This window comes from Hydrogenophaga sp. PBL-H3 (assembly GCF_010104355.1).
Lineage (GTDB): Bacteria > Pseudomonadota > Gammaproteobacteria > Burkholderiales > Burkholderiaceae_C > Hydrogenophaga.
In genome coordinates this window covers 1,361,222-1,376,134 of sequence record NZ_CP044972.1, presented here as the reverse complement: position 1 = coordinate 1,376,134, position 14,913 = coordinate 1,361,222, and the positions used below count along the sequence as shown (strand labels likewise).

The 14,913-nt window shown below is 64.3% G+C and carries 14 protein-coding genes; 13 read left to right on the top strand and 1 reads right to left on the bottom strand.

The features are described 5' to 3' along the window. Nucleotides 1-88: 88 nt before the first annotated feature. The 13 genes from F9Z44_RS06615 to F9Z44_RS06555 all read left to right on the top strand — a co-directional run bounded on the left by F9Z44_RS06615 (nucleotide 89) and on the right by F9Z44_RS06555 (nucleotide 13,800). Complete coding sequence (locus tag F9Z44_RS06615; RefSeq protein WP_442907261.1) at nucleotides 89-1,015, top strand: LysR family transcriptional regulator; 927 nt, start codon at nucleotides 89-91, stop codon at nucleotides 1,013-1,015. A gap of 28 nt (nucleotides 1,016-1,043) precedes the next feature. After that, nucleotides 1,044-2,465 (top strand): 3-isopropylmalate dehydratase large subunit, encoded by a 1,422-nt coding sequence (gene leuC / locus F9Z44_RS06610; RefSeq protein WP_159604593.1) that lies wholly within the window; start codon nucleotides 1,044-1,046, stop codon nucleotides 2,463-2,465. A gap of 12 nt (nucleotides 2,466-2,477) precedes the next feature. Continuing rightward, nucleotides 2,478-2,606, top strand: coding sequence for an entericidin A/B family lipoprotein (locus tag F9Z44_RS06605; protein WP_159604591.1), 129 nt, complete (start codon nucleotides 2,478-2,480; stop codon nucleotides 2,604-2,606). Between the two features lies 1 nt (nucleotide 2,607). Next, entirely contained in the window at nucleotides 2,608-3,258 is a 651-nt protein-coding gene (gene leuD / locus F9Z44_RS06600) for a 3-isopropylmalate dehydratase small subunit (RefSeq protein ID WP_159604589.1), read from the top strand. A gap of 53 nt (nucleotides 3,259-3,311) precedes the next feature. Continuing rightward, nucleotides 3,312-4,400, top strand: a complete 1,089-nt coding sequence (gene leuB, locus F9Z44_RS06595; RefSeq protein ID WP_159604587.1) for a 3-isopropylmalate dehydrogenase — start codon at nucleotides 3,312-3,314, stop codon at nucleotides 4,398-4,400. A gap of 81 nt (nucleotides 4,401-4,481) precedes the next feature. Further along, a complete protein-coding gene (gene asd / locus F9Z44_RS06590; RefSeq protein ID WP_159604585.1) occupies nucleotides 4,482-5,609 on the top strand; it encodes an aspartate-semialdehyde dehydrogenase in 1,128 nt (375 codons plus the stop codon). Nucleotides 5,610-5,873: 264 nt separating this feature from the next. After that, complete coding sequence (locus tag F9Z44_RS06585; protein WP_236574282.1) at nucleotides 5,874-8,537, top strand: FimV/HubP family polar landmark protein; 2,664 nt, start codon at nucleotides 5,874-5,876, stop codon at nucleotides 8,535-8,537. 68 nt (nucleotides 8,538-8,605) lie between these two features. Then, nucleotides 8,606-9,394, top strand: coding sequence for a tRNA pseudouridine(38-40) synthase TruA (gene truA, locus F9Z44_RS06580; RefSeq protein WP_159604583.1), 789 nt, complete (start codon nucleotides 8,606-8,608; stop codon nucleotides 9,392-9,394). Then, nucleotides 9,391-10,068 carry a phosphoribosylanthranilate isomerase gene (locus F9Z44_RS06575; protein WP_159604581.1) on the top strand — a complete coding sequence of 226 codons (678 nt, stop codon included), beginning with the start codon at nucleotides 9,391-9,393 and terminating at the stop codon, nucleotides 10,066-10,068. Before truA ends, F9Z44_RS06575 begins: the two co-directional genes overlap by 4 nt. 42 nt (nucleotides 10,069-10,110) lie before the next feature. Then, nucleotides 10,111-11,394 (top strand): tryptophan synthase subunit beta, encoded by a 1,284-nt coding sequence (gene trpB, locus F9Z44_RS06570; RefSeq protein WP_159604579.1) that lies wholly within the window; start codon nucleotides 10,111-10,113, stop codon nucleotides 11,392-11,394. Beyond that, nucleotides 11,391-12,200: a tryptophan synthase subunit alpha gene (gene trpA, locus F9Z44_RS06565; protein WP_159604577.1), complete on the top strand. Its 810-nt coding sequence runs from the start codon at nucleotides 11,391-11,393 to the stop codon at nucleotides 12,198-12,200. Before trpB ends, trpA begins: the two co-directional genes overlap by 4 nt. Nucleotides 12,201-12,244: 44 nt before the next feature. Beyond that, on the top strand, nucleotides 12,245-13,123 hold the full coding sequence (gene accD, locus F9Z44_RS06560) for an acetyl-CoA carboxylase, carboxyltransferase subunit beta (RefSeq protein WP_159604575.1): 879 nt from the start codon (nucleotides 12,245-12,247) through the stop codon (nucleotides 13,121-13,123). Beyond that, complete coding sequence (locus F9Z44_RS06555; RefSeq protein WP_159604573.1) at nucleotides 13,120-13,800, top strand: LON peptidase substrate-binding domain-containing protein; 681 nt, start codon at nucleotides 13,120-13,122, stop codon at nucleotides 13,798-13,800. The genes accD and F9Z44_RS06555 overlap by 4 nt, the downstream gene beginning before the upstream one ends. Nucleotides 13,801-13,819: 19 nt before the next feature. Here the strand turns inward: F9Z44_RS06555 and nagZ are convergent, their stop codons facing one another. Next, complete coding sequence (gene nagZ / locus F9Z44_RS06550; RefSeq protein ID WP_159604571.1) at nucleotides 13,820-14,911, bottom strand: beta-N-acetylhexosaminidase; 1,092 nt, start codon at nucleotides 14,909-14,911, stop codon at nucleotides 13,820-13,822. Nucleotides 14,912-14,913 lie beyond the last annotated feature (2 nt).

The window sequence follows — 14,913 nt, the reverse complement described above, 5'->3', positions numbered from 1 at the left end:
GCTCGGTCATCGCAGTTCGAGATGTCAATACACGTCTATCTGAGGGAAAATTCGCAGCCGACCTCTCCGAATGAGAAGTCAAAACCCCATGCTGTCCGAACGCAACTTTGCCCGCCAGATCGATCTCACCTCGCTGCAGCTCTTCGTGGCCGTGTGCGAGCTGGGCAGCATCGGCCGCGCGGCCGAGCGGGAGTTCATCGCGGCTTCGGCCATCAGCAAACGCCTGTCAGACCTCGAAGCGGTGCTGGGCACCACCCTGCTGGACCGGCACACGCGAGGCGTGCGCCTCACGCCAGCGGGTGAAGGGTTGCTGCACCACGCGCGCGCCGTGCTGTTCGGGCTGGAGAAAATGCAGGTCGAACTGGCCGAGTACGCGGACGGCGTGCGGGGTCATGTGCGGGTGCATGCCAGCATCTCGGCCATCGTGCAATTCCTGCCCGAAGACCTGGGCGCCTTTACCCGCCGCCACCCGCAGGTCAAGGTCGATCTGGAGGAGCACCTCAGCCCCGAGGTGCTGCGCGCTGTGCAGGAGGGCGCGACCGACCTGGGCCTGTGCAACGGCGCGATGGGAACTGGCGGCCTGCAGAGCCTTCCCTACCGGCGGGACAGCCTGGTGCTGGTGGTACCGCGAGGGCATGCGCTGGCCGACGGCGGTCCGGTGGCGTTCGAGGCATCCCTGCCCTTCGACCATGTGGGCCTGCACGCCAACAGCTCCATCCACCTGATCACGCACCAGGCAGCCATCCAGTCCGGCGCCACCGTGCGCGTGCGCATCCGCGTGACCGGGCTGGATGCCATGTGCCGAATGATCACCAATGGCCTCGGCGTAGGGGTGATGCCCGGGCGCGCCTTCGACCTGCTGCACACGGGCGGCGCGCTACAGGCACTTCCGCTGACCGATCCCTGGGCCCAGCGCCAGCTGGTGCTGGTGGCCCGCGACTTCTCCAGCCTGCCCGCCACCGCGCGGCTGTTCGTCGACCACCTGACTGCAGAATCCACCCGCCAAGCCGCATAAAATCAACCCTTCGCAAAAAGCCAACGCCATGCCACGCACGCTCTACGACAAGATCTGGGACGAACACGTCGTCCACACCGAAGACGACGGCACCTCCGTGCTCTACATCGACCGCCACCTGGTGCACGAAGTCACCAGCCCGCAGGCGTTTGAAGGACTGCGTCAGGCTGGTCGCAAGGTCTGGCGCGTGAGCTCGGTGGTCGCCACCGCCGACCACAACACACCCACCACCGGCTGGGAACTGGGTTACGACGGCATCACCGACCCGATCAGCAAGGAACAGATCACCACGCTGGACAGCAACATCGCCGAGTTCGGCGCTGCGGCGTTTTTCCCCTTCATGTCCAAACGCCAGGGCATCGTGCACGTGATCGGTCCTGAAAACGGCGCCACCCTGCCCGGCATGACGGTGGTCTGCGGCGACAGCCACACCTCCACCCACGGCGCGTTCGGCGCGCTGGCCCACGGCATCGGCACCAGCGAGGTGGAGCACGTGCTCGCCACGCAGACCCTGCTGGCCAAGAAGGCAAAAAACATGCTGGTGCGCGTGGACGGTCAGCTCGCCAAGGGCTGCACCGCAAAGGACATCGTGCTGGCCATCATCGGCAAGATCGGCACCGCCGGCGGCACCGGTTACACCATCGAATTCGGCGGCTCAGCCATCCGTGCGCTCAGCGTCGAAGGCCGCATGACGGTCTGCAACATGGCCATCGAAGGCGGCGCGCGCGCCGGCCTGGTGGCGGTGGACGACAAGACCATCGACTACGTCAAAGGCCGCCCGCTCTCGCCCACCGGGATGGAATGGGACCACGCGGTGGCCTACTGGAAGACGCTGCAGTCCGACGTCGACGCGAAGTTCGACGCCGTGGTCGAACTCGACGCCTCGCAAATCGTGCCGCAGGTGACCTGGGGCACATCACCCGAGATGGTGCTGGGCATCGACGGCAACGTGCCCGATCCCGACCGCGAAAAAGATGCCAACAAGCGCGGCGCCATCGAACGCGCCCTGACCTACATGGGGCTGCAACCCGGTAAGGCGCTCGACGACATCTTCGTCGACAAGGTCTTCATCGGCTCCTGCACCAACAGCCGGATCGAAGACATGCGGGAAGCCGCAGCCGTGGTCAAAAAGCTCGGCCAGAAAGTGGCCAGGAACGTGAAGCTCGCGTTGGTGGTGCCCGGCTCCGGCTTGGTAAAAGCGCAAGCCGAGCGCGAAGGCCTGCACGAGATATTCAAGGCCGCCGGCTTCGAGTGGCGCGAACCCGGCTGTTCGATGTGCCTGGCCATGAACGCCGACCGGCTGGAGCCGGGCGAGCGCTGCGCCTCCACCAGCAACCGCAACTTCGAAGGGCGCCAAGGCGCCGGCGGTCGCACACACCTGGTCTCCCCAGCCATGGCGGCCGCTGCGGCTGTGCATGGTCATTTTGTTGATGTCCGTCAATTTGCCTGAAAGGAAGCTCCCATGAAATCCATCGTCGCCATCCTCGCCGCCGCCTGCGTGTTCGTTCTGACGGGTTGCAACACCGTTCAAGGCATCGGGCAAGACATCCAGAAAGGCGGGCAGGTGCTTGAAGGCGCTGCCAAGAAATGAGATGAGAGCTTTTCAAGTGCACAAGGGGCTGGTCGCCCCGATGGACCGTGAGAACGTCGACACCGACGCCATCATCCCAAAGCAGTTTCTGAAGTCGATCCGCAAAACCGGCTTTGGCGAGAACCTGTTTGACGAGTGGCGGTACCTCGACAAGGGTGAGCCGGGACAGGACCCGGCCAGTCGCAAGCCCAACCCCGACTTCGTGCTCAACCAGCCGCGCTACGCGGGTGCGTCGGTGCTGCTGGCGCGCAAGAATTTCGGTTGTGGCTCCAGTCGGGAACATGCGCCATGGGCCATCGAGCAATACGGCTTTCGTGCGCTCATTGCACCCAGCTACGCCGACATTTTTTTCAACAACTGCTTCAAAAACGGACTGCTGCCAATCCAGTTGCCCGAAGCCCAGGTGGCTCAGTTGTTTGACGAGGTGGCGGCATTCCCGGGCTACGAGCTCACCATCGACCTGGAACGCCAGGTGATCGTTAAGCCACAGGGCGAAGAGCTGCCGTTTGAAGTGCAGGCGTTTCGCAAGTTCTGTCTGATCAACGGACTGGACGACATCGGCCTGACCCTGCGCTACAAGGACAAGATCGCCGCTTTTGAAGCCGAGCGTCTGGCCACAAAGCCTTGGCTCGCCCACACGATGCCCGTCTGACCCAACCACAGACAACACGCCGGCGCAGCGCCGGGGTGAACCACTTCCAACCCATGAAAATCGCAGTTCTTCCCGGTGACGGCATCGGCACCGAAATCGTCGCCGAAGCCGTCAAGGTGCTTGCCGTCCTTGATCTCCCGTTTCAGATGGAAACGGCTCTGGTCGGTGGCGCCGCCTACGAGGCGCACGGCCACCCGTTGCCTGAATCCACCTTGAGGCTGGCCATGGACGCCGACGCCGTGCTGTTCGGCGCCGTGGGCGACTGGAAATACGACAAACTCGACCGTCCGCTGCGACCCGAGCAGGCCATCCTGGGTTTGCGCAAGCACATGGGCCTGTTCGCCAACTTTCGCCCCGCCATCTGTTACCCCGAGCTGGTGGGCGCCTCCAGCCTCAAGCCCGAAATCATCTCGGGCCTGGACATCCTCATCATCCGCGAGCTCACCGGTGACATCTACTTTGGACAACCACGCGGCAGGCGCGTGGCCACCGACGGCCATTTCCCCGGCGCCGAAGAAGCCTTCGACACCATGCGCTACAGCAAGCCGGAAATCGTGCGCATCGCGCACGTGGCCTTCCAGGCGGCTCGCAAGCGCAACAAGAAGGTCACCAGCGTCGACAAGGCCAACGTGCTGGAAACCTTCCAGTTCTGGAAAGACGTGGTGACCGAGGTGCACACCGAGTACCCGGACGTGGAACTGGAACACATGTACGTGGACAACGCGGCCATGCAACTGGTGCGCGCACCCAAGAAATTCGACGTGGTGGTCACCGGAAACATGTTCGGCGACATCCTGTCCGATGAGGCGTCCATGCTGACCGGCTCCATCGGCATGCTGCCCTCGGCCTCGCTGAACACGAAGAACCAGGGCCTGTACGAACCCAGCCACGGCAGTGCACCCGACATCGCCGGCAAGGGCATTGCCAATCCGCTGGCTACAATACTGTCCGCCGCCATGATGCTCCGTTTCTCACTCAACCAGCCCGCTGCTGCCGATCGCATTGAACGTGCGGTCAGCGGCGTGCTCGCGTCTGGCTTGCGCACGACCGACATCTGGTCGGAAGGCACCACGAAAGTCAGCACCCGCGACATGGGTGACGCGGTCGTGGCGGCCATCACCAAAACGATTACCAAGGGCTGATCCAGCTCCGGTTCGTCACGCCCCTCCCCGGCACGACGAGCCGGGGCTCAAAAGGTTTTTCAACTTTGAAAGGGCGTTGACATGAAACTCGTAGGACTCGTTGGATGGCGCGGCATGGTCGGTTCCGTGCTGATGGACCGCATGGTCGCGGAAAGCGACTTCGACCTGATCGAACCGCTGTTTTTCTCCACATCCAATGCGGGCGGCAAGGCCCCGGCGATGGCGAAGAACGAAACCACGCTGCAGGACGCGCACGACATCGCCGCCCTCAAGCGCTGCGACATCATCATCACCGCCCAAGGCGGTGACTACACCAGTGAAGTCTTCCCCAAGCTGCGCGCTGCGGGCTGGAACGGCCACTGGATCGACGCCGCTTCCACCCTGCGCATGGACAAGGACGCGGTCATCATTCTGGACCCTGTCAACCTGCCCGTGATCAAGTCCGCCTTGAGCAATGGCGGCAAGAACTGGGTGGGTGGCAACTGCACCGTTAGCTGCATGCTCATGGGCGTGGGCGCGCTGTACAAGGCCGGTCTGGTCGAGTGGATGAGCACGCAGACCTACCAGGCGGCGTCGGGCGGCGGTGCTCAGCACATGCGTGAACTGCTCACGCAATACGGCACGCTCAACGCCGAAGTCAAAGCCTTGCTGGACGACCCCAAGAGCGCCATCCTGGAAATCGACCGCAAGGTGATCGCCAGACAACGCGCACTGACCGGCGCCGAAACAGCCAACTTCGGCGTCCCGCTGGGCGGTTCGCTGATTCCGTGGATCGACAAGGATCTCGGCAATGGCATGTCCAAGGAAGAGTGGAAGGGCATGGCCGAGACCAACAAGATCCTCGGCATGGGCGAAGGCTTCAGTGCGCCCGCCATCCCGGTGGATGGCTTCTGTGTGCGTGTTGGTGCGATGCGCTGTCACAGTCAGGCGCTCACTTTCAAGCTCCGCAAGGACGTGCCTGTGGCAGACATCGAAGCCATGATCGCGGCCGACAACGCCTGGGTCAAAGTCGTGCCCAATACCCGTGAAGCGACCGTCAAGGACCTGACGCCTGTGGCCGTCACCGGCACCATGACGATTCCGGTCGGACGCATCCGCAAGCTGGCAATGGGTCCCGACTACCTGGGCGCGTTCACCATTGGTGACCAGTTGCTGTGGGGCGCCGCCGAGCCGCTGCGCCGCATGCTGCGCATCCTGCTGGACGCCTGAAGACCCATCAGGCCAAACGCCAGGGGTGGCACGGCCTGGAAACGGCGGAAATGATTCGTTGCAAGTCAGCAACGTAAATTCAAGCGCCAAACACGACGAGCGGTGAGCTGGGAAACTCAAGCGGATTCTCAGCTTGTCACCGTAATCTGTTGATGTTAAGGTCAAAATTAGGTTTTTTCCTTCGAGGTCCAAGTGCCATTCAAACCCCGCCCTACCCCATTTCAATCGGCGCGCCAGGTGCGACAAATCACCGGGTTTGGTGGCTTGCAAGCAGTCGCCGCGGCCGCCTTGCTGTGTGCCACGCTCACGCACCACGGTGCCGCTCAAGCGCTGGCGCTGGGTCGAGTGGTCGTGCAATCTGCTCTCGGCGAACCTCTGAGAGCTGAGATCGACGTACCGGACATCAATGCCGAAGAGGCAGCCAGCCTTCGGGTGGGGCTGGCTTCGGCGGAGACATTTCGCAGCTCCGGGATGGAAATGAACGCAGCCTTGACCGGGTTGCAGATTTCGCTGCAAAAACGAGCCGATGGTCGCTCGTTTCTTCGTTTGACCAGTCCACGCCCGGTCAACGAGCCTTTCGTGGATTTGGTCGTGGAAGCCAACTGGGCATCGGGTCGGATCGTCCGCGACTACACCCTCCTCTTTGATCCACCCAACCTGCGCCCGGCGCCGCAGATCGCGCCTGTGGCACCCGGTGTGAGTTCACCGCCCACTTCCACGCGCGCCCAGCCAACCGTACCCAGCGCGCCGATGCCGCCTGTGGCGCAGGCCGCACCGGCACCTTCCGTGAGCCGTCCTGCATCCCCCGCACCGGCTGCGCCTGTGCAACCCCAACGTGCCGCACAAGCTCCCAGCGTTGCGCCCGCTGGTACTGGGGGGGGCGGGCAAGTTCGCGTGCAGCCAGGTGACACGGCGGGCCGCATCGCAGCGGCCAACCGACCTGCCAACGTGTCGTTGGACCAGATGCTCGTGGCCATGCTTCGCTCCAGCCCGAATGCATTCATTGGCGGCAACGTCAACCGGATAAGGGCCGGTGCCGTGGTCGATCTCCCAACCGCCGAGCAGGCCGGTTCGGTGAGCGCGAGCGAGGCACGCCAGACGATCACGGCACAAAGCCGTGATTTCAACGATTTCCGCAGACGCCTGGCGGGCGCAGCTCCGGAAGCCGAAGTGGGTGTTGCGGATCGCCAGGCGGCGGGACGCGTGCAGACTGAAGTGAAAGACGCAGCACCTGCAGCACCTGCGGCCGACAAGCTCACGCTGTCCAAAGGTGCCACGCCAGCGCAAACCGCCAGTGAAGAAAAGATCGCCAAGGATCGCCAGGCCAAGGAAGCCTCGACTCGCGTGGCGGAACTCTCGCGCAACATCGAAGAACTGTCCAAACTCGGCACGCCCGGTCCTGCAGCCACTGCACCGGCTACACCCGCTACACCCGCTGCACCCGCTGCACCCGCGCCGGCGCCTGCCAGCCCGCCGGTAACGGCCTCAACGCCGGCGCCCGACACAGCAGCACCAGCGACCCCTCCCGCAGCGCCGGTGGCAGCGGCCGATGTACCTGCCCCTCCACCGGCACCCGCTGCGGCTCCAGCTCCAGTTCCAGCCGCTGTTCAGGTTCCTGCTCCGGCACCAGCGCCATTGGCAGACGAACCCTCGTTCATTGACCAATTGAGGGACAACCCATTGGTACTGCCGTTGGCCGGCGGCCTTCTGGCTCTACTGGCTGGCTTCGGCATCTACCGCATGCGCAAGCGCAGGGGTGGCTCCAGCGTCGACAGCTCGTTCCTGGAAAGCCGGTTGCAACCCGACTCGTTCTTCGGGTCCAGCGGTGGGCAGCGAATCGACACCGCCGAGTCTGTAGCCTCGGGTTCGTCCATGGTTTATTCACCCAGCCAGCTTGATGCGGCGGGCGATGTGGACCCCGTGGCCGAAGCGGACGTGTACCTGGCTTACGGACGCGATCTGCAGGCTGAAGAAATTCTCAAGGAAGCAATGCGCAGCACGCCGACCCGTGTGGCCATTCACAACAAGCTGCTGGAGATCTATGCCAAGCGGCGCGACGCCAGAGCCTTCGAAGTGGTGGCAACCGAAGCGTTCGGCCTGACCCAAGGACAGGGTCCTGAATGGGATAGAGCCTGTGAATTGGGCAAGGAGTTGGACCCCAGCAACCCGCTGTACCAGCCCGGTGGCAAGCCGGTATCCAAGACCGGTGCCGTAGAGAGCTATGCAGGTGCTGGCCCCAACACCATGCCCTTCGCCAGCAGCACCGTTGCAGCGACATCGGGCGCTGCCGCTGCCGCCGGCTTGGGCGATCTGGATCTGGACCTTGATTTCTCGCTCGACGACTCTCCTGTTGACGGGTATTCCGTGGCAGCAGCCCCCAGTCCATCACGTGAACCTGTGATGTCGGACATGGGAGATCTGCAAGCCACCGACGCATTGACCAGTCAGACGGCCGACGTTGCGGGCCCTTCGTCCATGTCGATGGACTTTGACCTGGACTTCCCGTCGCAACCCGCCCACCTGCAAACCACCTCGATGGCAGCCGCACCGGCGCCTAATGAACCTTTGGTGGCAGCTGAAAATGCGCCGACCTTCGACTTGAGTGAAGAAGCGCCAGACTTCGGCCTGGACCTGGACATGCCCGACGCCCCAGTTGCCGCGCAAGTGGCTCCGGCTGCAGCGCCAGAGTTGATGACCTTCGATTTGAACAACCTCAGTCTCGACCTGGACACGCCAGAGGAGGCCGACTCGGCGTCCAACGACGTGCCCGGCCAGGAAAACCCACTGGAGACCAAGCTCTCGTTGGCCGAGGAATTCCGTGCGATTGGTGACTTCGAAGGTGCGCGATCATTGGCCGAAGAAGTGCTTGCAGAGGCCTCTGGCTCACTCAAGACCAAAGCCGGCACCTTCCTGGCCGATCTGGCTTGAACCACACGGCCAACCAGGAACCGAATCCTTCGGACCAGCGACAGACCTCACAGAATCCCCGGCCTGACATGACTCGCATCGCCTTGGGTGTGAGCTACAACGGCCGGGCCTACGAAGGCTGGCAGAGCCAGCTGGGGGGGCGAACCGTGCAGGACAAACTGGAACAGGCCCTCACCCGCTTCGGCGCTGTCGACCCCATCAAGACCTTGTGCGCCGGCCGCACCGACTCTGGAGTGCATGGCCTCATGCAGGTGGTGCACTTCGACACCCCGCTGGATCGAGACGAAAACGCCTGGGTTCGGGGCACCAACCGCTTTTTGCCCCCCGACATTGCAATCCAGTGGGCGCGCAATGTCGACAAGAGCTTTCATGCTCGTGGTAGCGCGCGCTCGCGCCGCTATGCGTATGTGGTGCTCGAATCCCCCGTGCGCCCGAGCGTGGATGCCGGCCAGGTGGGCTGGGTATTTCGCCCGTTGGCTCTGGAGCCCATGGTGCAGGCGGCGCAGATGTTGGTGGGCGAGCACGACTTCACCTCCTTCCGCGCCGCCCAGTGCCAGGCCCATTCGCCGGTCAAGCACCTCATGCGCGCAGAGGTCACGCGCCGTGGCGCCTACTGGCGCTTCGAGTTCGAAGCCTCGGCCTTTCTGCACCACATGATCCGCAACATCATGGGCTGCCTGATCGCCATCGGCATCGGCAGCCGTCCGCCCGAATGGATGACCGAGGTGCTGCTGGCCCGCAGCCGCGATGTGGCCGCCCCCACCTTTTCCCCGGACGGCCTGTACTTCCTCGGTCCGGTCTACGATCCGGTGTGGGGCTTGCCCGAACGCACGCCCACCTTCGACTGGTTGCCATGAATCCTCACCGCACCCGCATCAAGATCTGCGGCCTCACCCGTGAGGCTGATGTGGATGTGGCCGCCCGCGCCGGGGCGGACGCCGTGGGCTTCGTGCTGTACGAAAAAAGCCCACGCCACGTCACGCCCGAACGCGCTGGTGTGCTGGTGCGCGGCCTGCCCGCCTTCGTGACGCCGGTGCTGCTGTTCGTCAACGCCAGCCCGGAATACATCCAGCGTGCCTGCGAAGCGGTTCCCAACGCCCTGCTCCAGTTCCACGGCGACGAATCGCCCGCCGACTGCCTGGCCGCAGGCCGTCCCTTCATGCGCGCCGCGCGCATACCCGCAGGCCCCGCCGGGCATGGCTTTGATCTTCTAAAATACGCGTCTGACTTCTTGGCAGCCCAAGCCATCCTGCTCGACGCCCACGTCGAAGGCTACGGCGGTGGGGGTCAATCCTTCGACTGGACAGCATTCCCTTGGTCACATCCGCTTCTAAACGCCAGCTCTCGCCTCGTTTTGTCTGGTGGACTCACGCCTGCAAACGTGATCGATGGCATCACGTGCGTGCGGCCCTGGGCCGTTGACGTGAGTTCCGGCGTCGAGGTGTCCAAAGGCATCAAGAGCCCGGACCTCATGAACGCCTTCGTCGCTGCCGTCCGGGCAGCCGATGAACAACTTTCCCGCCTGCCCTGATCGTCCTGATCTCGGGGTGGGCAATCGAACCGAGATCACCCCATGCAGACCTACCAGCAACCCGACGCCCGCGGCCATTTCGGCATCTACGGCGGTAGCTTTGTGAGCGAAACGCTCACCCACGCCATCAACGAACTCAAGGCCGCGTACGCGAAGTACCAGCACGACCCAGAGTTTCTCGCTGAATTCAAGAGCGAACTGGCGCACTTTGTGGGCCGACCCAGCCCGATCTACCACGCGGCTCGCATGAGCCGCGAGGCAGGTGGTGCGCAGATTTTCCTCAAACGCGAAGACCTCAACCACACTGGCGCGCACAAGATCAACAACACCATCGGCCAGGCCATGCTCGCCAAGCGCATGGGCAAGCCGCGCATCATTGCCGAGACCGGCGCAGGCCAGCACGGCGTGGCCACTGCCACCATCTGCGCGCGCTACGGGTTGGAATGTGTGGTGTACATGGGCAGCGAAGACGTGAAGCGCCAGAGCCCCAACGTCTACCGCATGAAGCTGCTGGGCGCCACGGTGGTGCCAGTCGAATCGGGCAGTCGCACGCTCAAGGACGCGCTCAACGAAGCCATGCGCGACTGGGTCGCCAACGTGGACAACACCTTCTACATCATCGGCACCGTGGCCGGCCCGCACCCCTATCCGATGATGGTGCGCGACTTCCAGAGCGTCATTGGCGAGGAATGCCTGGTGCAGATGCCCGAGATGCTCGCCGCCGCCGGCTGCAAGAGCGAGCAGCCCGACGCGGTGATCGCGTGCGTGGGTGGCGGCAGCAACGCCATGGGCATCTTCTACCCCTACATCAACCACGCGCAGACTCGCCTGATCGGCGTGGAAGCCGCTGGCGAAGGCATGGAGAGTGGCAAGCACTCGGCCTCGCTGCAAAAGGGCAGCCCGGGCGTGCTGCACGGCAACCGCACCTATGTGCTGCAGGACGACAACGGCCAGGTGACCGAAACGCACAGCGTGAGCGCCGGCCTGGACTACCCCGGTGTCGGGCCCGAGCATGCCTTCCTCAAGGACATCGGCCGAGCCGAGTACGTGGGCATCACCGACGCCGAGGCGCTGGAGGCATTTCACTACCTGTGCCGCACCGAGGGCATCATCCCCGCACTCGAATCGAGCCACGCCGTGGCCTACGCCATGAAGCTAGCCAAGACCATGAAGCCCGACCAATCCATTCTGGTGAACCTCTCGGGTCGGGGCGACAAGGACATCGGCACCGTGGCCGATCTGTCCAACGCCGATTTTTATTGCCGCCCAAGCTGCCGAGGGCAGTCGGTCAAAGGTGGCGTGGCCACCATCGAGGTGAAGAAATGAGCCGCATCGACACCACCTTTGCCGCGTTGAAGAACGAAGGCCGCAAGGCGCTGATTCCTTTTGTGACGGCGGGCTTTCCTTACGCCGACATCACGCCTGAGCTCATGCACGGCATGGCCGAGGCTGGCGCCGACGTGATCGAACTCGGCGTGCCTTTCTCCGACCCCTCGGCCGACGGCCCGGTGATTCAAAAGGCCGGCGACCGCGCGCTGGCCGCCGGCATCGGCCTCACGCAGGTGATTGCCATGGTGCGCAGCTTCCGCGAGCGCAACAACACCACCCCCGTGGTGCTGATGGGCTACGCCAACCCGGTGGAGCGCTACGACCAGAAGCACGGCGCGGGCGCCTTCGTGCGCGACGCCTCGGCTGCGGGCGTGGACGGCGTGCTGGTCGTCGACTACCCACCCGAAGAATGCGAAGAGTTCGCTGCCTCGCTGCGCGAACACGGCATGGACCTCATCTTCCTGCTGGCCCCCACCTCTACCGACGAGCGCATGGCGCAGGTCGCGCGCGTGGCCAGCGGCTACGTGTACTACGTTTCTCTCAAGGGCGTCACCGGTGCCGGCACGCTCGACGTGGGCCAGGTCGAGGCCATGCTGCCGCGCATCCGCGCGCACGTGAGCGTGCCCGTGGGCGTGGGCTTCGGCATCCGGGATGCTGAAACCGCACGGGCCATCAGCCGCGCGGCCGACGCGGTGGTGATCGGCAGCAAGATCATCCAGCTGATCGAGAACGAGCCGCATGAGAAAGTCGTGGCAGTCGCGTCGAACTTCATTCGCACGATCCGCAAAGCTCTAGACGCATAATTCCGGATGGCGCCCTCGGGGCGCATCCGCACGGAGAAGAACACATGTCCTGGCTCGAAAAACTGCTGCCCCCCAAGATCACCCCCACCGACCCGACCGAGCGCCGCAGCGTGCCCGAGGGCTTGTGGATCAAGTGCCCGAGCTGCGAGGCGGTGCTCTACAAGAACGATCTGGAGAAGAACCAGAACGTGTGCCCGCACTGCAGCCACCACCACCGCGTGGGCGCACGCGCGCGGCTCAATGCGTTTCTGGATGCCGAAGGCCGCTACGAACTCGCGCAGGAAGTGCTGCCGGTCGACGCCCTGAAGTTCAAGGACAGCCGCAAGTACCCCGAGCGTTTGAAAGATGCGCTGGAGACCACTGGCGAGACCGACGCGCTGATCGTCATGGGTGGCGCGGTGCACGGCATCAGTCTGGTGGTGGCCTGTTTTGAATTCGATTTCATGGGCGGCTCCATGGGCTCGGTGGTCGGCGAGCGTTTCGTGCGCGGCGTTGAAGAAGCCATTGCACAGAAGGTGCCCTTTGTGTGCTTCACCGCCACCGGCGGCGCACGCATGCAGGAAGGCCTGCTCTCGCTGATGCAGATGGCCAAGACCAACGCAGCGCTGACGCGCCTGGCCAAGAAGGGCCTGCCCTACATCAGCGTGCTGACCGATCCGACCATGGGCGGCGTGAGCGCCGGCTTCGCTTTCCTGGGCGACGTGGTGATTGCCGAGCCCAAGGCTCTGATCGGCTTTGCCGGGCCGCGTGTGATCGAGAACACCGTGCGGGTGAAACTGCCCGAGGGTTTCCAGCGCGCCGAGTTCCTGCAAACCAAGGGGGCGGTCGACTTCATCTCCGACCGGCGCGAGCTGCGCGCCACCATCGCCAACACCTTGGCCATGCTGCAGCGTCAGAGTGCAGACGCGGTGGTCAACGATTGAGTTCCGCGCCAGCAGCCGAGGCGCTCACGCTGTCTCAGCTTCCGTTGTTTCCGCTGCAGACCGTCCTGTTTCCTGGCGGGTGGTTGCCGCTTCGCATCTTCGAGGTGCGCTACCTCGACATGATCGGGCGTTGCCACAAGGCCGGCGCACCGTTCGGTGTGGTGTGCCTGAGCGAAGGCAGCGAAGTGCGCCGGGTCAACCCATCAGCGCCGCCCACGGGCGACAGCTTCGCCAAGGAAGTTTTCCACACTGTGGGCACGCTGGCTCACATTGAAAGCCTGGAGCGGCCCCAACCCGGGTTGATGGTGATCAGGTGCCGAGGCTTGCAGCGATTCCACATCAACCGCCGCAACCAGCTGCCCCATGGCTTGTGGGTTGCCGATGTGACACTGGACGAACACGAGGCCGTGGTGACCGTGCCGCCCGATCTGGCCAACACCCGCGACGCGCTGAAGCGCCTGCTGCAGAACCTGCAGGAGCGCGACCCTCAGAGCCTGGACCAGTTGCCGCTGCAACCGCCCTACCAATGGGACGACAGCGGCTGGGTGGCCAACCGCTGGGCCGAGTTGCTGCCGGCACCGGCCGAACTCAAACAGCGCCTGATGGCGCTGGACAACCCGCTGCTGCGCCTGGAGTTGGTGTCGGACCTGCTGGACAAGCTGGGTCTGGAGAACTGAGCCTGCCGTCGGGCTGGCGTCAGGGCAGCAACGAGAGTGCCTGCATGTAGCGTTCGCTAACCATCAAGCTGTCCCAATCGGGCGCAGCGGCGCGCGGCAACAAGGCCAGGCGGCGCTCTTCGCTCGCCTCGCTGGGTGACCAATCGCCGTTCAGACAGGCCTTGGACAGATCGTTGATGGCTTCATCGATCGGCGCACCGCCGGCCTCCACCGACTGGTTGCACAACAAGACCATGTCGCAGCCCGCCTGCAGAGCCGCCAGCGCGGCGGTGGTGAAGCTCACAGCCTGGCCATCGATCTGGCGCGCCGCGGCCATGCTGAGGTCGTCGCTGAAGATGGCGCCGGTGAAGCCCAAGCGGTGGCGCAACACGTCTTGCAACCAGCGTGCGGAGAACCCGGCGGGGCGCGGGTCGACCTTGGGGTAGATCACGTGGGCGGGCATCACGGCCTGCAGGCTGGCCGAGAGCCAGCCATACGGTGCAGCGTCTTCCGCCAGGATGGCTTTCAGGCTGCGCTTGTCCACGGGAATGGCCAGGTGCGAGTCGGCCTTGACGAAGCCATGGCCCGGGAAATGTTTGCCGCAGTTGCCCATGCCGCTTTGCAGCAGGCCGTGCATCAGCGCCTGCGCGAGCAGCGTGACGATGCGCGGATCGCGCCCGAAAGAGCGGTCACCAATCACCGAGCTTTCGCCAAAGTCGAGATCCAGCACCGGCGTGAAGCTCAGGTCGACGCCGCAGGCGCGCAACTCGGCACCGAGCACGTAGCCGGCAGCGGTGGCCGCGTTGCAGGCCTGCAATGTGGCCACTCCGTCGGGCTCACCGGCTTTGCCTGGGCGCATGGCCATGGCGCCCAGCGCTGCCATGGGCGGCAGGTGGGTGAAGCCATCGGTGCGGAAGCGCTGCACACGGCCGCCTTCGTGGTCCACCGCGATCAGCAGGTCGGGCCGCACAGCCTTGATCTGGCGGCACAGCTGGGTGAGTTGCGCCCGGTCATGCCAGTTGCGGCCAAACAGGATGACGCCACCGACCAGCGGATGGGCCAGGCGCTGGCTGTCCACCGTGGTGAGGCTGTGGCCGGCCACGTCGATGATGAGAGGGGCGTGTGGGTTCATGT

Bases quoted from the DNA above. Each gene is read 5' to 3' on its own strand.
- F9Z44_RS06615 (WP_442907261.1), top strand. From the start codon at position 89: ATGCTGTCCGAACGCAACTTTGCCCGCCAGATCGATCTCACCTCGCTG.
- leuC (WP_159604593.1), top strand. From the start codon at position 1,044: ATGCCACGCACGCTCTACGACAAGATCTGGGACGAACACGTCGTCCAC.
- F9Z44_RS06605 (WP_159604591.1), top strand. From the start codon at position 2,478: ATGAAATCCATCGTCGCCATCCTCGCCGCCGCCTGCGTGTTCGTTCTG.
- leuD (WP_159604589.1), top strand. From the start codon at position 2,608: ATGAGAGCTTTTCAAGTGCACAAGGGGCTGGTCGCCCCGATGGACCGT.
- leuB (WP_159604587.1), top strand. From the start codon at position 3,312: ATGAAAATCGCAGTTCTTCCCGGTGACGGCATCGGCACCGAAATCGTC.
- asd (WP_159604585.1), top strand. From the start codon at position 4,482: ATGAAACTCGTAGGACTCGTTGGATGGCGCGGCATGGTCGGTTCCGTG.
- truA (WP_159604583.1), top strand. From the start codon at position 8,606: ATGACTCGCATCGCCTTGGGTGTGAGCTACAACGGCCGGGCCTACGAA.
- F9Z44_RS06575 (WP_159604581.1), top strand. From the start codon at position 9,391: ATGAATCCTCACCGCACCCGCATCAAGATCTGCGGCCTCACCCGTGAG.
- trpB (WP_159604579.1), top strand. From the start codon at position 10,111: ATGCAGACCTACCAGCAACCCGACGCCCGCGGCCATTTCGGCATCTAC.
- trpA (WP_159604577.1), top strand. From the start codon at position 11,391: ATGAGCCGCATCGACACCACCTTTGCCGCGTTGAAGAACGAAGGCCGC.
- accD (WP_159604575.1), top strand. From the start codon at position 12,245: ATGTCCTGGCTCGAAAAACTGCTGCCCCCCAAGATCACCCCCACCGAC.
- nagZ (WP_159604571.1), bottom strand. From the start codon at position 14,911: ATGAACCCACACGCCCCTCTCATCATCGACGTGGCCGGCCACAGCCTC.